At 57.1% G+C, this 20373-nt stretch carries 15 protein-coding genes and 4 tRNA genes; 3 read left to right on the top strand and 16 right to left on the bottom strand.

The features are described 5' to 3' along the window. The 12 genes from ACIQ3A_RS04120 to ACIQ3A_RS04065 form a co-directional block, all read right to left on the bottom strand. A partial coding sequence (locus ACIQ3A_RS04120; RefSeq protein ID WP_396430488.1) for an SBBP repeat-containing protein occupies positions 1-245 on the bottom strand: 245 nt, incomplete at its 3' end. Between the two features lie 74 nt (positions 246-319). Beyond that, the gene (locus ACIQ3A_RS04115; protein WP_396430487.1) at positions 320-1492 is read right to left on the bottom strand and encodes a tyrosine-type recombinase/integrase; all 1173 of its coding nucleotides are present in this window, start codon (positions 1490-1492) and stop codon (positions 320-322) included. Between the two features lie 249 nt (positions 1493-1741). After that, positions 1742-1815 (bottom strand) — tRNA-Cys (locus tag ACIQ3A_RS04110). 81 nt (positions 1816-1896) lie between these two features. After that, positions 1897-1972: transfer RNA gene (locus ACIQ3A_RS04105), tRNA-Gly, on the bottom strand. 229 nt (positions 1973-2201) lie between these two features. Beyond that, positions 2202-2277 (bottom strand) — tRNA-Gly (locus tag ACIQ3A_RS04100). A gap of 96 nt (positions 2278-2373) precedes the next feature. Then, the gene (gene lon, locus ACIQ3A_RS04095; protein ID WP_396430486.1) at positions 2374-4797 is read right to left on the bottom strand and encodes an endopeptidase La; all 2424 of its coding nucleotides are present in this window, start codon (positions 4795-4797) and stop codon (positions 2374-2376) included. A 100-nt stretch (positions 4798-4897) separates the two neighbouring features. After that, on the bottom strand, positions 4898-6163 hold the full coding sequence (clpX, locus tag ACIQ3A_RS04090) for an ATP-dependent Clp protease ATP-binding subunit ClpX (protein ID WP_396430485.1): 1266 nt from the start codon (positions 6161-6163) through the stop codon (positions 4898-4900). Between the two features lie 108 nt (positions 6164-6271). Next, complete coding sequence (gene clpP, locus ACIQ3A_RS04085) at positions 6272-6880, bottom strand: ATP-dependent Clp endopeptidase proteolytic subunit ClpP (RefSeq protein WP_396430484.1); 609 nt, start codon at positions 6878-6880, stop codon at positions 6272-6274. A gap of 122 nt (positions 6881-7002) precedes the next feature. Next, positions 7003-8316: a trigger factor gene (gene tig / locus ACIQ3A_RS04080; protein WP_396430483.1), complete on the bottom strand. Its 1314-nt coding sequence runs from the start codon at positions 8314-8316 to the stop codon at positions 7003-7005. A 62-nt stretch (positions 8317-8378) separates the two neighbouring features. Beyond that, positions 8379-8465: transfer RNA gene (locus ACIQ3A_RS04075), tRNA-Leu, on the bottom strand. A gap of 115 nt (positions 8466-8580) precedes the next feature. Then, complete coding sequence (locus tag ACIQ3A_RS04070; RefSeq protein WP_396430482.1) at positions 8581-11736, bottom strand: efflux RND transporter permease subunit; 3156 nt, start codon at positions 11734-11736, stop codon at positions 8581-8583. Between the two features lie 4 nt (positions 11737-11740). After that, positions 11741-12844 carry an efflux RND transporter periplasmic adaptor subunit gene (locus ACIQ3A_RS04065; RefSeq protein WP_396430481.1) on the bottom strand — a complete coding sequence of 368 codons (1104 nt, stop codon included), beginning with the start codon at positions 12842-12844 and terminating at the stop codon, positions 11741-11743. A 177-nt stretch (positions 12845-13021) separates the two neighbouring features. Between ACIQ3A_RS04065 and ACIQ3A_RS04060 the strand changes: the two genes are divergently transcribed. Together ACIQ3A_RS04060 and hpnD are read left to right on the top strand one after the other, a co-directional pair. Next, complete coding sequence (locus tag ACIQ3A_RS04060) at positions 13022-14074, top strand: phytoene/squalene synthase family protein (RefSeq protein ID WP_396430480.1); 1053 nt, start codon at positions 13022-13024, stop codon at positions 14072-14074. Positions 14075-14105: 31 nt separating this feature from the next. Further along, a complete protein-coding gene (hpnD, locus tag ACIQ3A_RS04055) occupies positions 14106-14945 on the top strand; it encodes a presqualene diphosphate synthase HpnD (RefSeq protein ID WP_396430479.1) in 840 nt (279 codons plus the stop codon). 39 nt (positions 14946-14984) lie between these two features. Here the strand turns inward: hpnD and ACIQ3A_RS04050 are convergent, their stop codons facing one another. After that, the gene (locus tag ACIQ3A_RS04050) at positions 14985-15635 is read right to left on the bottom strand and encodes a glutathione S-transferase family protein (RefSeq protein ID WP_396430478.1); all 651 of its coding nucleotides are present in this window, start codon (positions 15633-15635) and stop codon (positions 14985-14987) included. Further along, complete coding sequence (locus ACIQ3A_RS04045) at positions 15632-16375, bottom strand: HAD family hydrolase (RefSeq protein WP_396430477.1); 744 nt, start codon at positions 16373-16375, stop codon at positions 15632-15634. Before ACIQ3A_RS04045 ends, ACIQ3A_RS04050 begins: the two co-directional genes overlap by 4 nt. Here ACIQ3A_RS04045 and hemH point away from each other — a divergent pair. Beyond that, the gene (gene hemH / locus ACIQ3A_RS04040; RefSeq protein WP_396430476.1) at positions 16374-17462 is read left to right on the top strand and encodes a ferrochelatase; all 1089 of its coding nucleotides are present in this window, start codon (positions 16374-16376) and stop codon (positions 17460-17462) included. The two genes, ACIQ3A_RS04045 and hemH, sit on opposite strands and share 2 nt — an antisense overlap. Positions 17463-17497: 35 nt before the next feature. On the opposite strand, the gene ACIQ3A_RS04035 is transcribed toward hemH, so the two are convergent. Together ACIQ3A_RS04035 and soxB are read right to left on the bottom strand one after the other, a co-directional pair. After that, positions 17498-18496, bottom strand: a complete 999-nt coding sequence (locus ACIQ3A_RS04035; protein ID WP_396430475.1) for an MBL fold metallo-hydrolase — start codon at positions 18494-18496, stop codon at positions 17498-17500. A 102-nt stretch (positions 18497-18598) separates the two neighbouring features. Next, positions 18599-20332, bottom strand: coding sequence for a thiosulfohydrolase SoxB (soxB, locus tag ACIQ3A_RS04030; RefSeq protein ID WP_396430474.1), 1734 nt, complete (start codon positions 20330-20332; stop codon positions 18599-18601). Between the last annotated feature and the right edge of the window lie 41 nt (positions 20333-20373).

Genomic DNA, 20373 nt, shown 5'->3' with positions numbered 1-20373 from the left:
TTAATTGTGTGGTTCACAGAGTCAGATACATAGACGTTGCCGTTTGAATCAACAGCAACACCTTTAGGGCGACTAAAACCGCTAGCAAATGTCGTGACTACGTTGGCAGCAGGATCACTGCTAATTGTTGTGCCGCCACCAGTTGTGCCGCCACTACCTGTCGTATCACCACCGCCACCGCCGCCACAAGCCACGAGCAGCGAAAGAAATGTTGCGGTAAGTACGTGTTTGTATGCTGTTTTCATCTGTTGTGCTGTATGTACTGTTCTCTGCCTAACATTCCATCACACCTAAAAACAATAATCAACCCCTTTATTTCTCAAGCCAACCTGTCCGCCGCCATCGTTGCCGTCAACTTTGAGTAGTGCCGCTCAATCATTGCTGCACTATTGCCCATCTGCTTGCTGAGCGTGTGTATGTCAGTGCCAGTCAACAGCTCTGTAGTGGCATAGGTGTGGCGAAGGCTGTACAAGGTGCGCTTCTGCCCTGCCCCATTGAGTGCCAAACCACTTTCACGCATCAGCTTTTCAAACATGCCGTTGAAGGTGCGGGGACGCATGCCAATAGCATTGCGGAAGATGTACTTGCCGCTATGACCCAGCACCCTATCAAAGTCCGAGCCGCAAACATCCTTCTGTCTGCCGTGCAATCGACGCAACACAGCTACAGCTTCGTGCTTGGCAATCAAATATCGTTCGCCAGTCTTGCCGCTGACCCGCACACGCAAGTACCTCACTCGGTCGTACTCATACCACTCACAATGCCGCCATTCCACATTCATAGCCTCAGTGCCGTGCCGCATGCCTGTAAGCAGCAGGAACTCCACGTAGTCACAAAGCAAGGGACGCTGTAACTTGTCAAAGTCGTAGCTACCCAGTGTTTCCCACGTGGGCATAAACGCACGCAGCGTGGCAATCTCGCCTGCATCAAAAGCAGGTCGTACTTCACCCTTCTCGCCCTTGCGTGACAACTTGGGCAGGGGTACTCGCTCGCTTACCCAGCCGCGCTGAATGGCAGTGGTACACACGCGATTGAACGCACTGGCGAAGTTCATCAACGTACTGCTTTTAGGCTTGCGCTGCATCTTTTCGTTGCGCCAGCGTTCAAACTCCGCGATATTGTCGTGTTTGATGTTTTGCAAATGGCGTTCGCCGAAAAAGGGCACAAAGTACTTGTTGATGATTTGGCAATAGTCCACATAGATTTTCTTGCCCGTGCCAGCTGCCAAATCACGTTGCAGTTCTTCAACGGTAATGCGTGCAATTTCAGCAAAGGTCTTTTGGATGGGTGCCAAACCCATTCGCTCCCTGTACCTTGCTTCGTCATACAAGTCACACGCCACCTGAGCCGCATAGTCTAGATTGGTCTTGCGAGTGCTGACACGCACCCAAGTGCCCGTAAATAATTTGTACTTGCACTGCCACACCCTGCTGCGTTCGCGCTTATAAATCACCACTTCACCATCCCGCAGCGTATGGATTGGTGACTCCACGCTTGGTAGTGCGTTGATTGTCGTTTTAAACGACGCTAGGTGTAGTTGGTGGCATGTGGTGGACTCAGGTACTGGGTATGTCACCTGTGTCTGCTTCACGCCGTTACCCTGCCAGCACGGTTGAACAAATTGGGGCGCATTGCATAGCCCTGCCGCAAGTGTTCGAGAGCGTCAAAAGTGTGTGGCGAGTGTGCAAAGTGTGCTAGCGAAAAAAATGCCCATACTTGCGGACAAGTACAGGCATTGTTTTGGAGGCGCGACCCAGAGTCGAACTGGGCTAGACGGATTTGCAATCCGTTGCATAACCGCTTTGCTATCGCGCCAAAATCAGGTTGATGGTGAAAAAAATGGGAAAGTAACTACTTTCCTTTTTGCTGAAAGGTGTTGTGACACCTTTGCGTATTTGGAGCGGGAAACGAGATTCGAACTCGCGACCTCAACCTTGGCAAGGTTGCGCTCTACCAACTGAGCTATTCCCGCAAAAACAAGTCAGCATTGTACATTGGCCGTGGGTATTTTTCATGAAGAACCGAAATCAAAACACAATGGTTTCGAAGCGATCCCAAGCCATTTCCATTCACGGCGTGAAACGGCCTTGCGAAGTTTGCAAGTTGCGCGCTAGACGTCAGGTGCAGCATGGGCAGAAAGCAAAAAAGGGAAGCAAGAGCTTCCCTTTTTTATGAAAGATGTTGGCACTTCTTTCCGTGTTTGGAGCGGGAAACGAGATTCGAACTCGCGACCTCAACCTTGGCAAGGTTGCGCTCTACCAACTGAGCTATTCCCGCATTTCAGGCAACCCGGTCATCACAACCGGTTTGCTGAAGAGCCTGAATTCTAAAGCAAATTCAGGGCGACTTTGGCTTCGACGCAAAAATTTTGCTTCAATGTTTAACCGCCTCGGCTTTCACCGTGGCAGGTACGGCGGGCAATGCCGCAGCAGCAACCTCTTCATCACTCAATGGCACGGGCTTGGCTTCCAATGCGATGTCGAGCACTTGGTCAATCCATTTAACGGGCACGATCTCGAGACCGTTTTTAACATTCTCGGGAATGTCTTGCAGGTCTTTCACGTTGTCCTCAGGGATCAACACCGTCTTGATGCCACCGCGCAAAGCTGCCAGCAGTTTTTCCTTCAAGCCACCAATGGCCGTCACTTCACCGCGCAAGGTGATTTCGCCGGTCATGGCGACATCTGCACGCACAGGAATGCCCGTCATGGCCGAGACCATCGATGTGGTCATGGCGGCGCCCGCACTGGGACCGTCTTTGGGCGTCGCGCCATCGGGCACATGGATGTGCAGGTCTTTCTTCTCAAAAACCTCGTCCTTGATCCCCAGAAGGCGGGAACGGCTGCGCACCACAGTGCGTGCGGCTTCAACGGATTCTTTCATCACATCGCCCAATGAACCCGTGCGGGTGATGACACCTTTACCGGGCATCAGGGCGGCTTCGATGGTCAGCAAATCACCGCCCACCTCGGTCCATGCCAAGCCCACCACCTGACCGACCTGGTTCTTTTGCTCAGCGCGGCCATAGGTGTATTTCCGAACACCCAAAAACTCGTTCAGGTTGTCCTCCGTCACCTGGACCTGGGGCTTCATTTGCTTGAGCAGCAGTGCCTTGACGACTTTGCGACAAATCTTACCGAGTTCGCGTTCGAGTGAACGGACGCCAGCTTCACGCGTGTAGTAACGCACCACATCGCGAACAGCCTCTTCGGTCACTTTCAACTCGGATTCCTTGACGCCGTTGTTGGCCAACTGTTTGGGCAACAAGTACTTCATGGCGATGTTGGTCTTTTCATCTTCGGTGTAACCCGACAGACGAATCACTTCCATCCGGTCCAAGAGGGCCGATGGGATATTCATCGAGTTCGAGGTCGCCACAAACATCACATCGCTCAGGTCAAAGTCGACCTCGACGTAGTGGTCGACAAAGGTGTGGTTTTGCTCAGGGTCAAGCACCTCAAGCAGCGCACTGGAAGGATCACCTCGGAAGTCTGTGCCCAGTTTGTCGATCTCATCGAGCAGAAACAGGGGGTTCTTGGTGCCGACCTTGTTCAGGTTTTGCAGCACTTTGCCGGGCAATGCGCCAATGTAAGTGCGGCGGTGGCCTCGGATTTCGGCCTCGTCGCGCATGCCACCCAGGGCCATGCGCACGTATTTGCGCCCCGTGGCCTTGGCAATCGATTGACCCAACGAGGTCTTGCCCACACCGGGTGGGCCCACCAGGCACAAGATAGGCGCCTTAACCTTGTCCACGCGTTGTTGAACTGCAAGGTATTCAAGAATTCGGTCTTTGACTTTGTCCAAGCCGTAGTGGTCTTGATTCAACACCTCTTCGGCATTGGTCAGGTCGTGCTTGAGCTTGGTTTTTTTGCCCCAAGGCAGCCCGACAAGCACGTCCAGATAATTGCGCACCACCGAAGCTTCGGCCGACATCGGGGACATCAGTTTCAGCTTTTTCAGCTCCCCGTCTGCCTTTTTGCGGGCTTCGACGGACATTTTGGCCGCTTTGATTTTCTTTTCTATTTCCTCAATATCGGCACCGTCCTCGCCCTCGCCCAGTTCTTTCTGGATGGCCTTGACTTGCTCATTGAGGTAAAAATCGCGCTGATTCTTCTCCATCTGACGCTTGACGCGCCCACGAATGCGCTTGTCCACATTCAGAATATCGACTTCGTGTTCAAGTTGGGAAAACAGGTTTTCCAAGCGCAACTTGATGCTGGCCAAGTCCAGCACCTGCTGCTTGTTCTCGAGTTTGAGGGGAAGGTGCGCGGCAATGGTGTCGGCCAGACGGCCCGCGTCATCGATGCTGGAGATCGATGTCAGGATTTCGGGGGGGATTTTCTTGTTGAGTTTGACGTATTGGTCAAACTGTTGCATGACGGCACGGCGCAGGGCTTCGATTTCGCTGCTGGGTTCGGCTTGTTCGGCCACGGGATCCACCGGGGTGACTGTGGCCACAAAGTGAACCTCGCCATCCACAATGGACTTCACCAAGGCGCGCTGCTGACCCTCGACCAGCACCTTGACCGTGCCATCCGGCAGTTTGAGCATTTGCAAGATGGTGGATACGCAACCCACATCGAACATGTCGTCAATGGCAGGCTCGTCTTTGGCAGCGGTCTTTTGGGCCACCAACATGATGCGGCGCTCGGCAGCCATGGCCGACTCCAGCGCTTTGATGCTTTTGGGGCGACCCACAAACAAGGGAATCACCATGTGAGGGAACACCACCACGTCGCGCAAAGGCAACATGGGCAGTTCGATCGGGGTGGGCGGCAAAGGTGTGTGTCCAGACATGGTGTATCCCTCAATTGAATTCAGCTTCACATGGCTGCGATTGCTTCAATTTCAACCCATCCGTCAGGAAAGGCATCCACCAAGGCATCCGCCATGTGGGTCAAGCCTGTTTGGCCGACTCGCGGTAAACCAGCAGCGGTGGTTTGTTGTCGTCGATGACGGACTCGTCCACCACCACTTTCTCAACATTGACCGCATTGGGTAATTCGAACATTGTGTCGATCAAGGCTTGCTCCATGATAGAGCGCAAACCACGGGCACCCGTTTTACGGGCGAGTGCCTTGCGTGCGATAGCGCTCAGTGCATTGGGTCGGACCTCGAGTTCGACGCCTTCCATGGCCAAAAGTTTGGTGAACTGCTTCACCACCGCATTTTTGGGCTCGGTCAGGATTTGCACCAAGGCGTCTTCGGTCAATTCGGCCAAGGTCGCCACAACGGGCAAGCGGCCAACAAGTTCGGGAATGAGCCCAAACTTGATCAAATCTTCAGGCTCGACTTCAGTAAAAACCTCGGTCAAGGAGCGTTGTTTTTTACTTTTCACCGTGGCACCAAAGCCGATACCGCCGGATTCAGTGCGGTTTTCAATGACTTTTTCGAGCCCGGCAAAGGCGCCACCGCAGATGAAAAGTATGTTGGTCGTATCGATCTGCAAAAAGTCTTGGTTGGGATGCTTGCGGCCACCCTGAGGGGGCACGCTGGCCATCGTGCCTTCAACCAATTTGAGCAAAGCCTGCTGAACGCCTTCACCCGACACATCACGGGTGATTGAAGGGTTGTCCGACTTGCGAGTGATCTTGTCAATCTCGTCGATGTAGACAATGCCGCGTTGCGCTCGCTCAACATCGTAATTGCAGGTTTGCAGCAGCTTAGCGACGATGTTTTCAACGTCTTCACCCACATAACCGGCCTCGGTCAGGGTGGTGGCATCGGCCATCACAAAGGGCACGTCAAGCATGCGTGCCATGGTCTGAGCCAGCAAGGTCTTGCCGGAGCCCGTGGGGCCAATCAGCAAGATGTTGCTTTTGGCCAGCTCAACGTCATCTTTCTTGGCACCCTCTTTGTGCTTGAGGCGCTTGTAATGGTTGTACACCGCCACCGCCAGGCTGCGCTTTGCCTTCTCCTGGCCAATCACATAGTTGTCAAGGTTGGTCTTGATGTCCAACGGGGTCGGCAGGCCTTCTTTGGCGCCCTCGGTCAGGTTGGTGGTGGCCAGTTCATCGCGCACGATGTCATTGCACAAATCAATGCATTCATCGCAGATGAAAACCGATGGGCCTGCAATCAGTTTTTTAACCTCGTGCTGGCTCTTTCCGCAAAAAGAGCAAAACAGGTTTTTCTCAGAAGTTGAGCCTTTTTTATCGGCCATAAAAGTCGCCTTGGTATCCGGAATTCAACAATGATAACGAAAGAAAAACGGCGCTCACCCTTCAAGGGTAAACGCCGTCAGCCTGGGATACGAATGAACCGGTCAAGTTCAAGCCCGTTTGGAGATCACTTCATCAATCAAACCATAATCTTTCGACTCGGCGGCAGACAGGTAATAGTCACGCTCGGTGTCGAGTTCGATCTTGTCCAGTGGCTGACCGGTATTCTCGGCCAAGATGCGGTTCAGATGCGCTCGGGTCTTGATGATCTCGCGTGCAGCGATCTCGATTTCGGTGGCTTGACCCTGTGCACCGCCCAGGGGCTGGTGAATCATGATCTTGGAATTGGGCAGCGAGAAACGCTTGCCTTTGGCCCCGGCAGACAACAAAAAGGCGCCCATGCTGGCGGCCATGCCATTGCACAAAGTAGATACATCAGGCTTGATGAAGTTCATGGTGTCGTAAATCGCCATGCCAGCGCTGACAGAACCACCGGGGGAATTGATGTACAGCGAGATGTCCTTCTCAGGGTTTTCGCTCTCGAGAAACAGCAACTGGGCGACGATCAGGTTGGCCATCTGGTCATTGACCGGCCCCACCATGAAAATCACGCGTTCTTTTAACAAGCGCGAATAAATGTCGTAGGCGCGTTCGCCTCGACCCGACTGTTCGATGACCATGGGCACCATGCCCAAATTTGTGATGTCCAGTACGCTCATTCATTGCTCCAAGAATTTCAAGATGACTTTAACCAAATTTTCAAGTCCCCCAATGAGATGGGGCTTGTTCGCCGAACTGCAAGCCCGGCACAAGCCCCATTCTGAAGGGAATCAAAGAGCGATCAGGCTTGTTGGCCCATCAGTTCTTCAAAAGTGATGGCTTTTTCGACGACTTTGGCCTGGGCCAGGACGAAATCAGACACATTGCCCTCGATGACCATCGCTTCGACTTCGGCCAGACGCTGGTTGTCACTGTTGTACCAGCGCACCACGTCATCAGGACGCTCGTAGCTGGCGGCCAGCTCTTCGATGTGTGCCTTGATCTGTTCAGGCTTGGCATGCAGGGTGTTGCCACGAACAACTTCGGCCACCACCAGGCCCAGACGAACGCGTTGCTCAGCTTGCGGGCGAAAGATATCGTCTGGAATCGGTGCCTTGTCAGCGTCCTTGATGCCGCGCTGTTTCAGGTCGGCACGGGCGCCCTCTTTCAGGCGTTCGATTTCGGACTGAACAATGGACTGGGGCAAATCAAGCTCGGCCTTGGCCACCAAAACATCCATGGCAGCTTGTTTGTTGCGCGCCAACAAGCGGGACTTCACCTCGCGCTCGAGGTTTTTGCGGATATCGGCGCGAAGACCTTCCACGGTCGCATCGGCAATGCCCAGTGACTTGGCCAAGGCCTCATTCACATCAGGCAAGTTGGCTGCTTCGATTTTTTTGACAGTGACCAAAAAGTCAGCCGTTTTACCAGCGACATCTTGGCCGTGGTAATCAGCGGGAAATGCCACTGGGAAAGTCTTGCTTTCGCCAGATTTCATGCCGAGCACCGCGGCTTCAAATTCCTTGAGCATTTGGCCGTCGCCAAGAATGAACTGGAAATCAGCGGCTTTGCCCCCTGAGAAAACTTCGCCATCGATCTTGCCTTCGAAGTCGATGGTGGCACGGTCACCCTCTTGTGCTGCAGCGTCTTGGGCACGTTGGGCAAAGGTACGGCGCTGCTTGCGCAGGATGTCGACGGTTTTGTCAATGGCGGTATCGCTGACTTCGGCGGTGAGTTTTTCCACTTCGGTGTCGGCCAGGCTGCCCAACTTGACCTCAGGATAAACCTCGAAAATAGCCTCGAAGTTCAACTCGCCTTCGGGTGCGCCTTCTTTTTCAGAAATGCGCGGCTGACCGGCCACACGCACTTTGGCTTCGTTGGCGGCCAAAGAAAACGCTTCGCCCACCTTGTCATTCAAAACTTCGTACTGGACTGAGTAACCATAGCGCTGCGCCACCACATTCATGGGCACTTTGCCTGGACGGAAACCGTCCATCTTGACCGTACGGGCCATTTTTTTCAGGCGCGCATCGACTTCGTTCTGGATGGCCGTCACGGGCACAGTCAGGGTGATCTTGCGTTCCAGCTTTTCAAGGGTTTCAACAGTCACAGTCATCGTCGTTCTCGGTTAATTGAATGTCTCTTCTGTCCAGGGCTTTACCTTGGCCAAAAGTCAGTTGGTGCGCGGGGCGGGACTCGAACCCGCACAGTGTTGCCACCGTCAGGACCTAAACCTGGTGCGTCTACCAATTTCGCCACCCGCGCAGGTCCAAACAAAAAGGGCGTCAGGTTTGTCAATCAGCCCGAGGCTGCTTGGCATCCCTGACCGCCCGGTTGAAATCGGTCAACTTTCTATTTTAGCCACTTCGATTGGCCAAATTCAGGCACGGGGGTCATTTGGACGCGGAATCCTGAACCAGGCCGCGTACATGGCAGGCAGCGCCAGCAGCGTCAAGGCGGTAGCCACAATCAAGCCGCCCATGATGGCGACCGCCATCGGGCCCCAGAAGATACTGCGCGAAAGTGGAATCATGGCCAAAACAGCGGCAGCGGCCGTGAGCACGATAGGCCGCAGCCGCCGAACCGCCGACTCCACAATGGCCTGCCAAGGGGCCATGCCCGCAGCACGCTCTTTCTCGATCTGGTCAATCAGAATGACTGAGTTGCGCTGAATCATGCCCATGAGCGCGATCACGCCCAGCAAAGCCACAAAGCCGAAAGGCCTGTTCAGCACCAACAAGGCCCCCGCGACGCCAGCCATCCCCAGCGGTCCGGTCAGGAATACCAGCATGGCGCGACTGAAGCTTTGCAGCTGCAGCATCAGCAAGGTAAAGGTAATGAACAGCATCACCGGCAAACCCGCCGCAATCGAGGCTGAGCCCTTGGAGCTTTCCTCCACCGCGCCCGCCACTTCAATGCGATAGCCACTCAGGCCCTGCCCTTGCCATGTGGCTTCGGTCTTTTTCAGGGCTGGCAGCAATTGCGACGTGACCGTGGCCCCCTGCAAGCCCTCGGCAATATCAGCTTGCACCGTGATGGCGTATTGACGGCCTTCACGCCACATGACACCCGGCTCCCAAGCAAACACGGGGGTGGCCACCTGAAGCAAGGGAATGGATCGCCCAGATGCAGTGGGGACATAAGCTTGATGCAGATCGGACAAGGCATCGCGTTCGGCCAGGGGTTGGCGCAAAACGATGTCGATCAGCTTGTCGCCCTCGCGGAATTGGCCCACGCTCGAGCCACTGAGCAAGGTGCGCGAGGCCTGCGCAATCGACTGGCTGGTCACGCCCAAAGCACGGGCTTTGGCCTGGTCGACCTCCAGCCGCACCGACTTGACCGACTCGTTCCAGTTGTCGTTCACACCCCGGGTGTTGGTGTTTTGGCGCATCTCGGCCTTGATCTCGTCGGCCTTCAGACGCAAAACCTTGGGGTCTGGCCCAACCACGCGAAACTGCACTGGGTAAGGCACGGGCGGGCCGTTGGGCAGCAACTTCACTCGCCCACGCACCTCGGGGAAGTCTTGCGCCAGCAAAGCGGGCAACTTGGCGCGCAACACCTCGCGGGCTTTCAGATCATCAGGCAGCACGATGAGCTGCGACACGTTGCTCTGGGGAAAGACCTGGTCCAGCGGCAAGTAAAAGCGGGGCACGCCCGAACCCACCCAAGCCGTGACCGACTTGACGCCGTCTTCCTGGGCCAAGCGTTGCTCCACCCGCTTGGCCATGTCTTCGCTGGCCTTGAAGGGCGAACCCTCGGGCAGCCACAAGTCGACCATGATTTCAGGGCGACTGGAGTCCGGGAAGAACTGCTGCTGCACCTTGCCCATGCCGACAATGCCCATGGCAAACAAGAACACGGTGATGCCAATCGTCTTCCAGCGGTGCGTGACGCACCAGGTCACCCAGGTGCGAAAGTGGCGGTAAAACGGCGTGTCAAACATCTCGGCCGAATCCAGGTGCTCGGCCGACACAGCATGCACAGGCGGCTTGAGCAGCAAAGCGCCCAAGTAAGGCACAAAGTAAACCGACGCGACCCAGCTGACCAGCAAAGCCACCACGGTGACCGCGAAAATCGCAAAGGTGTATTCGCCCGTCATGGACTTGGCCATGCCGATCGGCAAGAAACCCGCCGCTGTGATCAAGGTGCCTGTGAGCATGGGCATCGCCGTGAGCTCGTAGGCAAAGGTGGCGGCACGCACTTTGTCGTAACCCTCTTCCATCTTGCGCACCATCATCTCCACCGCAATGATGGCGTCGTCCACCAGCAAACCCAGGGCAATGATGAGCGAACCCAGCGAAATTTTGTGCAAGCCAATGCCAAAGTAATGCATGGCCAAAAAGGTCACCGCCAGCACCAAGGGGATCGTGATGCCCACCACCAGACCGGGCCGGATGTCCAGCGTCCAACGTCGCCAGAAGGGGTTGTTGCCTGGCCGTTTGTGCAAACCCAGTGCCAAAAAGCTCACGGCCAGCACGATCACCACCGCCTCGATCAAGACCTTGATGAACTCGTTGACCGAATTGGACACCGCGCTCGGCTGGTCTTGTACTTGCGTCAGGATCATGCCCACAGGCAAGCTGGCCTCGATGCTGGCCACCGTTTGGCGCAATGATTTGCCCAAAGCGATGATGTCGCCGCCCTTGGCCATGGACACGCCCAGCGCGATCACCTCCTGGCCATCATGGCGCACCTTGACAGAAGGTGGGTCCACATAGCCTCGGGTCACAACGGCGATGTCTGACAAACGTATTTGCGCCCCCGAAGCGCCGCGAATCGGCATGGCCTGCAAGGCCTCCAGGCTCTGGAACTGCCCCGCCACGCGCACCTGCACCACATCGACTGGCGACTGCAAACTGCCCGCTGATTCCACCGCGTTTTGCTGACCCAGCTGTGCCAACACCGCGCCCATGTCCAAGCCCATTTGGGCCAGCTTCTTTTGCGACACTTCGACAAAAACTTTTTCGTCCTGGGCCCCAAACAGCTCGACCTTGGCCACATCAGGCACGCGCAAGAGCGACTGGCGCAGGTTGTCAGCCTGCATTTTGACCTCGGCCGCCGTGAAGCCCTGACCACTCAAGGAATAGATCACGCCATACACATCGCCAAATTCGTCATTGAAGAACGGCCCCACCACGCCGGGCGGCAAACTGCCGCGCATGTCACCGATCTTTTTGCGCACCGCATACCAAACCTGGGGCACATCGCCTGGCTTGGAGTTGTCCTTGATTTGGAAAATGATCTGCGCCTCGCCCGGCTTGGAATAGCTGCGGATCTTGTCGGCAAAAGGCACCTCTTGCAGCGTGCGCTCCAGCTTGTCGGTCACCTGCTCGGCCACTTGCTCGGCCGTTGCGCCCGGCCAATAGGCCCGCACCACCATCGCCCGAAAAGTGAAAGGCGGGTCTTCGTCCTGCCCCAACTGAAAATAAGACGCCATGCCCAGCACCATCAGCACCACCATCAGGTAGCGGGTCAGGGCCGGGTGCTCCAGCGCCCAGCGCGAGAGGTTGAATTGGGTGTTCTCGGTGCTGCTCATGCGATCACCGTTGGGCTGTAGATGCAGCAGGTGCAGCAGGTGCAGGTGCGACAGGTGCCACTGCTGGTGCCACGCCGCTGACAGCAGCGCCGTAGACCGTGACTTTCTGGCCAGGCCACAAAACATGCACCCCCGCAATCACCACCTTTTGACCCGGCTTCAAGCCAGCAGTGATCACCAGTTCGTTGCCATCGACCGGGCCCACCTGAACAACTTGGGTGTTCACCGTCATACTGGCTTCGTCCAGCACCCACACCACCGTGGCCTGGCCCTCTTGGCGCAATGCGCTGGTGGGCAGCTTGATCACCGCAGGCTGACTGCCGGGCAAACGGTCTGCATGAACGTTGATGGTGGCGCCCAAGGGCAGCCCCTCAGAAGCACCCAGTGCCAGCTTCACAGCAAAAGTGCGCGTGACCGGGTCAGCGCTGGCAGCCAACTCTCTGACTTTGCCCTGGAAGGACTGTCCCGTGCTGGTCAAAGTCGCTTGCATAGTCTGGCCGATTTTGAGGTTCAAGGCCATTTGCTCGGAAACGGCAAAAACCGCATCACGGGGGCCATCGTGCGCAAGACGCAGCACAGGCTGACCGGCAGAAACCACTTGACCCACTTCGGCATCAACGGCCGTGATCACGCCCGAATGGCTGGCCATCAAACGTGCGTAGCCGGCTTGGTTGCTCTGCGCCTGCGCCTGGGCCTTGGCCTGACTCAAGGCGGCATCGGCCGCTTTGAGGGTCGTCTCGCGCCGTTCCAGATCGGCACCACTGATGAAGTTTTGCGCCTTCAAGGCTTCAAAACGCTTGAACTCAGCCGCGGCCAGATCGCGCTGGCTTTGCGCCGCGCTCACCTGAGCCAAGGCCGCTTGCACGGCCAATTGGTAATCTTGCGCGTCAATGCGGGCAAGCAATTGCCCAGTCGCTACGCGCTGCCCCAACTCGGCAGACCGTTCCACCAGTTTGCCTGCGACCTGAAAGCCCAGACGCGACTCCACCCTGGCACGCACTTCTGCAGAATAATTGGCGGACAGGTTCAAATCCCCTCCAGCCACCGTCAGCAGCTTGACCGAACGCAAGGGTTCCACGGGTGCCTCGGTCTTGGAACATGCTACCATAGTGTTCAAAATGGCACCGAGCACGCACCAATGCAAAACTCGCCGAGCGGCGAGTAATTTCAAATAAGACATGAAAAATCCAGAAAATAATAATGACTGACTGGTTAGTAATCTATTCAAAGATGCGCTCACTGTCAAGCGACAATAAGGATTGACCATGCACGCAGCCGCAAAACCATGCATCCCAAACACCAGCGCTTGAGCCCAGAACACCGGCAACTGTTGCGTGGCGTATCGCGCTCATTTGACTTGTCCATCCGGCTACTGCCCGGTCTGTTGCAGGCACCTGTGGCCATCGGCTACCTGCTGGCCCGCGCCACAGATACCGTGGCAGACACCACATCCTTGCCCTTGGCAGAACGGCAAATTTTGCTCGAACTGATGACCCAGGTGATCGCATCGCCAGGCATCGAAGCGGCACAAACGCAGCAAATCAAGCACCTGACGCAGGCATTCGCGGCGCAACAAACCGACCCGAACGAACGCGCCCTGATGCAGGCACTGCCGCAATGCCTGCCCCTGCTGCAAACGCTCGACGAAGCCGATCAGGCCAGCGTGCGCCGGGTGCTCAGCCACATCACGCAAGGCCAACAGCAAGACATGGTTCGCTTTGGCCCCGGCCTGCACGCCCTCAACACGGAGACCGAGCTGGATCTCTACACATGGCAAGTGGCAGGAAGCGTCGGGGAGTTCTGGACCGAGCTGTGTGGTCGTCATCTGGCCGGCTACGCCCTGCTGCCTCAAGACGACATGATGCACCTCGGGCGCCAATACGGCATGGGTTTGCAGCGCCTGAACATCCTGCGCGATGCCGGGACCGACCTGGCCTCAGGGCGGTGTTACTGGCCCGCAGAAACTTTGGCTTCGGCGGGCTTGAACCCAGCTTTGCTGGCGGAAGCTGCGCAAACCGGCCGTTCTAATTTTTTGGAGTCCTTGGCCCCGCTCTACAAGCAATGGCTGGACCACACCCAGATGCAATTGGCCGATGGCATGCGTTATGCCCTGGCTTTGAAACCACGGCGCCTGAGACTGGCCAGCGCCCTGCCCGCACTCATCGGTGCCCGAACCCTGACACTGCTGCGCCAAGCCGGGCCTGCCGCCCTGACCCAACGCGTCAAAATGCCACGCCACGAAATTCGCAGCCTGATGTGGCGCATCGCCCTGGGCCTGGCATCACCCGCAGTGTTGGAACGTCAATTCCGCAAATTGTCTGGCGACGCACGGGCTTGAGCCCCCGATTTGAATGCGAAAATCAGCACCCATGAGCCCGCAAGACTACGTCCAACAAAAAGCCGCCGCCTCGGGCAGCAGCTTCTATTACGCCTTCCTGTTTTTGCCACCAGAACGGCGTGCTGCCATCACTGCCTTTTATGCCTTTTGCCGCGAAGTGGATGACGTGGTCGACGAAATCAGTGACCCCAGCGTGGCTGCGACCAAGCTGGCCTGGTGGCAAAAAGAAGTGCTGCAAGCCTATGCGGGCCAGCCCACGCACCCGGTCATGCAAGCCCTGATGCCACTGGCCCTCACCTATGGCATTGAAAGCCGCCATCTGATGGCCGTGATCGATGGCTGCCAGATGGACCTGAACCAGACCCGCTATCTGGACTTTGCGGGCCTCACAAAATACTGCCATCTGGTGGCCGGCGTGGTGGGCGAAGTCGCTGCACGCATCTTTGGCCAGACAGACGATGCCACCACCGCCTACGCCCACAAGCTGGGCCTGGCCTTTCAGATGACCAACATCATCCGGGACGTGGGCGAAGACGCCCTGCGCGGGCGAATCTACCTGCCGCTGGACGAGCAGCAACGCTTTGGCGTTAAAGCCAACGAACTGATGCTACGCACGTATTCAGAAAACTTCAAAGCCCTGATGAAGTTCCAGACCGACCGGGCTCATGCCCTCTACGATGAAGCCCTGGCCTTACTGCCGACTGCCGACCGCCGCGCCCAAAAGCCCGGCCTCATGATGGCCAGCATCTACCGCACCTTGCTGCGCGAAATCGAGTTGTCAGGTTTTCAGGTGCTCCACCAGCGCATTGCGCTCACACCACTGCGCAAGCTGTGGCTGGCTTGGAAGATGCAGGCCTTGGGGCAGTTCTAAGCCCCCTTCAATCAGGCGGCAAACAAGCCAGCTCAAACCTCACTTCATGCCCCTCGCCTGCTTGTGCGCATCGCGTTCCACACAGCCATGCAACCAACTTGACACTGCTGGATATTGCGCCAGCAAACACGCTGCCGGGCGAATCCAGCTGGCAACACTGGCTACACACACATCGGCCACGGTGAAACGATTGGCCGCAAGGTAAGCCTCGCCTTTCGCATGCTGCGCTTGCAGGTGCGCTTCCAGGACGGCCAGTGGCACTTTCAAGCGGCTTTCAGCGCGATCTGCCAGTTCGGGTTTTCGCAGCTCAGCAGGCATGGCCATGCGGTGCATGAGCACGGTGAGCGCGTCACTCTCCAGTTCAGTCACCGTCCAAAAGCTCCAGCGCAGGGCTTCGGCCTCTTCGCGAGGGGTGGCGGGCGTGATGGACTGGCCATCGGGCTGACCGTGCACGCGGGCGATGTACAAGGCGCAAGCCATGCTTTCCCACACCGTGACACTGCCCTCGGGGCGCTCGTCCACCACCGCCGGGATGTGGCCATTGGGGTTGATGGCCAGAAACTCGGGCGTGCGTGTAGCGCCACCGGCATAAGGCATGGCGATGTGCTCAAAAGGCACACCCAGTTCAAGCGCAGTCCACAGCGGACGCGCAGCTCGAGATGTGCCGATGCCGTAAATTTTCAATGTCATGTCGGTCTCCTGGTCGGTTCGTAGTCAGGCCAAAAAGCACACAGCGCGTGCAAATTCTGCACGTCCAGGTGCGGGCGAGTGTCGCCATGGGCCCAGCCGTGACCTTCACGGTTGAGCCAGGCGACTTGCATGCCTGCAGCCAAGGCCCCCACACAGTCGGCGTGGGCATCGTCGCCGATGTGCAGCACCTCGTGCAACTGCACGCCCGCCGCCTGGGCCCCTGCTGCAAAAATCCGCAGGTCAGGCTTGGCCACACCCAACGACTGCGCACTCACTGACGCATGAAAGTGCTGACCAATGCCCACACGGTGCACATCGGCGTTGCCGTTCGAAAGGGCGACCACCGGCAAGCGCTGGCTCCAAAAAGCCAGCGCGGGCAAGGCGTCGTCAAACAAATCCACGCGCTGGCGCTCGGCAAAAAACACCTCAAAAGCGGGTTCGGCCAGGTGCACAGGCTCCCCAGCTTGCTGCAACAAGGCGCGGATTGACGCCAGCCGCAAAAACGACAGGTCGTGCACCTTGTCGGCATGGCGGGCGTTGATCTCGGCACGCACCGCTTTTTTGACCTCGGGCTGGGCTGACAGGGCTGCCGTTGCCGGCGCGTTTTCACTCAGCCAGGCCTGCAAAGCGGCTTCGGCACGGCCAATCGTGGGCCAGACGGGCCACAAAGTGTCGTCCAGATCGAGGGTAATGGCTTTAATTCGGGATATATCAATCATGGTGGTGGGAGAATACCGCATGGCATTTCAACAAGAACCCTCCTTTCAACACGGTCAGCCTGCTCGGACAGCGATCCTGTATTGCAACCTGGGCACGCCCAGCGCCCCCACGGCACCGGCACTGCGCAAATACCTGGCCGAATTTTTGGGTGACAGCCGTGTGGTCGAAATCCCCAAACCCATTTGGTGGCTGATCCTGCACGGCATCATCTTGCGCGTTCGACCCGCCAAATCGGCGGCCAAATATGCCAGCATCTGGACCGAGCAGGGATCCCCTTTAAAAGCCAATACCGAGCAACAAGCGCTTTCTCTGGGCGCGGCCATGCAAAAAAGTGGCCACAGCGTGTCGGTGCGTTTTGCCATGCGCTACGGCCAGCCTTCCGTTCCTGCACAACTCGATGCGCTCAAGGCCGAAGGCGTGCAGCGCGTGCTGATCGTGACCGCCTACCCGCAATACAGCGGCACCACCACGGCGAGTGTGTTCGACGCAGTTTACCGATGGGGCCTGAGAACCCGATTGATCCCTGAAATGCGCTTTGTCAACCGCTACCACGACGACCCGCGCTACATCGCGGCCTTGGCGCAGACCGTGCGCGATCATTGGGCTGCGAACGGTCAAGCCGAGCAGTTGGTGATGAGCTTTCATGGCGTGCCAGAACGCACCCTGCAACTGGGTGACCCTTACCACTGCGAATGCATGAAAACCGGCCGTTTGCTGGCCGAGGCGCTGGGCCTGAGCAAAGAACAATACAAACTCACGTTCCAGTCGCGCTTTGGCAAAGCCAAATGGCTGGAGCCCTACACCGAACCCACGCTGATCGCCATGGCCGAACAAGGGGTGAAAAAGGTGGATGTGATCTGCCCAGGTTTTACCAGCGATTGTCTGGAGACGCTGGAAGAGATTCAACAAGAAGCACAAGAGGCCTTCTTGCATGCGGGCGGCGAGAAGTTCAGTTACATCCCCTGCCTGAACAACCACCCGGTCTGGATAGATGCCCTGACCGCCATCAGCCTGGACCACATGCAGGGCTGGGATTTGTCAGCACCCGACGAAAAGGCGCTGGCGGCCAGCCGTGCAAGGGCTTTAGCGCACGGTGCGAAGGCCTGAAGCAGGTCCAACAAAGGCCCCTTTAGTGGGGCACTTTAAAAAGCCACTTTTTCGGCCTCGATGTACGCCAGACTGACGTACTTGCCAATGTTGCCATCGAAACCCTGCATGGTCTTGGCCCGAGCGGCAACCCGCGGGTCTTTCAGCACGGCGGCTTTCGCCTCGGCTTCTGACTTGCCGTCTTCCACCATCTTCAGGCAAGGCTCCCAGATGCCCGCCATGAAATCGCCATAGGTCTTGAGCAGGTCTTTGCGGGCCTGGCCATGGCCTGGCGCCCACAACTGCTCACCCGTGGCTGCCATCAGGGCTGAATAGTATTTGAAAGTGCCTGGATAAGAGCCCTCGTCCATGTTGGCAATGCGGTTGGTCATGGCGATGTCGCCCACGGCCGTGAGTTTGTCTTGCACCACCTCGACACACAAATCCGAGGGGGTGTGCGCCGTGCCGTAGTGGTGCATGCGCAAAGTCACATCACCAAACTGCAAGACCTGGCCATGCTGCACGGCGGTGTTGGGCAAAACCACCTGGGTGCCCAACGTGGACTGGTTGGTCCACCGCTCCATCAGGCTGCGCCACAGGTTGCCTTCGGTGCCCTTGAGTTTTTCGATGGTGCTGGGCAATGCGTAAATGGGAAGCTTGTCGCCATAGGTCTTGACGAAAGCATGGTTGCCCAGCCAGTGGTCTCCGTGGTAATGGCTATTGAAGACGGCCACGACGGGCTTATCAGTCACCTTGCGGATCATGCGGATGGCCATCTGGCCAATTTGCAGCGAAGCCCCCGAGTCGAGCACCACCACACCCGCCGATGTGACCACAAAAATCACGTTGGACATCATGCCCCGGTTTTCAGGGGTGGGAAAGCCATCGGGTGAATAGACCATCCAGACATGCGGCGAAAGTTGTTGAGCGGGAATATCGGCCACAGGTGGGCCTTCGATGAATTCCTGCGCTTGCTGCGCCAGCAAGCGGGCTTCAGGCCACAGGGCAGCAACGCCCAGAGCGGCGCTGCCTAAGAGCCATTGTCTTCTTTTCATGATGCTGGACTCCTGCGCTGGGGCAACGCTTTCAGGGGGCTATGAGGAACTCTGAGGGACCTTGAAACGAGAGGAGGCACAACGAAGTGCCGCAAATTTCGATCAGACCACGTAACCCTTGTTGGGCAATGCACCCATGATTTTTGGGGCGTTGAGTTTGCGGGGCTTGACGCGCCCACCTTGGGCCTTGAGCCAGGTCTCCACCACGTCCCAGACCTGTTTGTTGCCCTGGTTACGGGCCTCTTCAGCCACAGGGGCCCAGCCCGCCACTTTGTACTTTTTGCCCGATTCGATCAGCTGCCCCTTCAAGCGCAAGTCACCAATGCGGCTGCCCGCGGCACCGACCGGATTGCAGCTGTAAGACAAGCCGCCCACACGCACCATGTCACCGCCTTGCTGGTAATAAGGGTCGGGGTTGAACAGGTTGTCGGCCACGTCTTCCAGCACGGTCTTGATGGTCTCGCCCGTCATCTCGGTCACCGTGGCATACGAGTAGGTGGTGGCTGTCATGTCCAGCAGCCACTCACGCGTGATGGCCTGTCCCGGCAGCAGCGTAGTCCCCCAACGAAAGCCAGGTGAGAAAGCGATTTCGGCACCTTGCACGTCCAGCAAAGCATCGACCAGCAATTGGTCGCCTGTGCCATTGAAGTTGCCACGGCGGTACAACATGCCATCGGTCACGGCCAATTTTTCTGCCAACTTGGATTCGTAAGGCGCACGGATCTTGGTGATCAAAGCGTCCATCTCGGGGTCGGCTGGCAGCATGTTGGAAAACACAGGCAGCAACTTGTAGCGGAAGTCGCTGACCTTTTTGTCTTTGACATCAAAGTCAAGCACGCCCAGGAACTTGCCATTGGAGCCCGCATTAGTGACCAACGTCTTGCCGCCTTTGTTGGCGATGATCGAGGCCACAGGCATGCCGTCGTGCGTGTGCCCCCCCATGATGGCGTCGATGCCACTCACGCGGCTGGCCATCTTCAAGTCCACGTCCATGCCGTTGTGGCTGATGACCACCACCACCTGCGCACCCTTGCCGCGGGCTTCATTCACCATCTTCTGCATGTTTTCGTCCTGGATACCGAACTCCCAGTCGGCCACCATGTAACGCGGATTGGCAATCGGCGTGTAAGGAAAAGCCTGGCCGATGATGGCGCAAGGCACGCCATTGATTTCTCGGATCACATAGGGCTTGAACACTGGATCACCAAAGTCACTGGTCTTGATGTTCTGGGCCACGAAGTCGACCTTGCCTGCAAAATCTTTTTCAACAATTTCTTTCACGCGTTCCATGCCCAGGGTGAATTCCCAATGGCCTGTCATCACATCCACGCCCAGCAGTTTGCAAGCGTCCACCATGTCTTGGCCGTTGGTCCACAGGCTGGTACCAGAGCCTTGCCAGGTGTCACCCCCATCGAGCAGCAAGGCACCGGGGCGACTGGCTTTCATGCGTTTGACCAGCGTGGCCAAGTGGGCGAAACCACCCACCTTGCCGTATCGTTTGGCCGCCTTTTCGAAATCCAAAAAAGTCAAGGCGTGAGCCTCAGCCGTACCTGGACGGATCTTGGCAACCTGGAGCAAATATTCCCCAACCAAATGCGGCAAATTGCCCTGCATGTTGCCAATGCCCATGTTGATGCTGGGCTCGCGAAAATAAATGGGTTTGAGCTGCGCATGGCAATCGGTCATGTGCAGAAAAGACACATTGCCGAACTTCGGGATGTCATAAAGACCATTGGCCGCGGTGGTGGCACTGGCTTGTGCATAAGCGCCCATGCTCATGCCCGCCATCGTGCCGGCACCCATGACCTGGATAAATTCGCGTTTGGACAGATTCATATTGGCATCCACTGATATATAACGGTCTAAAAAACCCGGAC

The sequence above is a fragment of the Limnohabitans sp. genome, from assembly GCF_044361985.1.
Classification (GTDB): Bacteria; Pseudomonadota; Gammaproteobacteria; order Burkholderiales; family Burkholderiaceae_C; genus Limnohabitans_A.
The sequence above is the reverse complement of the archived record's forward strand: the minus strand, read 5'-3'. Positions and strand labels throughout refer to the sequence as shown.

What these genes read in the sequence shown, in the direction of transcription:
- hemH (WP_396430476.1), top strand. Translation starts at nt 16,374, where the DNA reads ATGGCATTTCAACAAGAACCCTCCTTTCAACACGGTCAGCCTGCTCGG.
- lon (WP_396430486.1), bottom strand. Translation starts at nt 4,797, where the DNA reads ATGTCTGGACACACACCTTTGCCGCCCACCCCGATCGAACTGCCCATG.
- clpP (WP_396430484.1), bottom strand. Translation starts at nt 6,880, where the DNA reads ATGAGCGTACTGGACATCACAAATTTGGGCATGGTGCCCATGGTCATC.
- ACIQ3A_RS04060 (WP_396430480.1), top strand. Translation starts at nt 13,022, where the DNA reads ATGCATCCCAAACACCAGCGCTTGAGCCCAGAACACCGGCAACTGTTG.
- ACIQ3A_RS04065 (WP_396430481.1), bottom strand. Translation starts at nt 12,844, where the DNA reads ATGGTAGCATGTTCCAAGACCGAGGCACCCGTGGAACCCTTGCGTTCG.
- clpX (WP_396430485.1), bottom strand. Translation starts at nt 6,163, where the DNA reads ATGGCCGATAAAAAAGGCTCAACTTCTGAGAAAAACCTGTTTTGCTCT.
- soxB (WP_396430474.1), bottom strand. Translation starts at nt 20,332, where the DNA reads ATGAATCTGTCCAAACGCGAATTTATCCAGGTCATGGGTGCCGGCACG.
- tig (WP_396430483.1), bottom strand. Translation starts at nt 8,316, where the DNA reads ATGACTGTGACTGTTGAAACCCTTGAAAAGCTGGAACGCAAGATCACC.
- ACIQ3A_RS04045 (WP_396430477.1), bottom strand. Translation starts at nt 16,375, where the DNA reads ATGCGGTATTCTCCCACCACCATGATTGATATATCCCGAATTAAAGCC.
- ACIQ3A_RS04035 (WP_396430475.1), bottom strand. Translation starts at nt 18,496, where the DNA reads ATGAAAAGAAGACAATGGCTCTTAGGCAGCGCCGCTCTGGGCGTTGCT.
- ACIQ3A_RS04050 (WP_396430478.1), bottom strand. Translation starts at nt 15,635, where the DNA reads ATGACATTGAAAATTTACGGCATCGGCACATCTCGAGCTGCGCGTCCG.
- hpnD (WP_396430479.1), top strand. Translation starts at nt 14,106, where the DNA reads ATGAGCCCGCAAGACTACGTCCAACAAAAAGCCGCCGCCTCGGGCAGC.
- ACIQ3A_RS04070 (WP_396430482.1), bottom strand. Translation starts at nt 11,736, where the DNA reads ATGAGCAGCACCGAGAACACCCAATTCAACCTCTCGCGCTGGGCGCTG.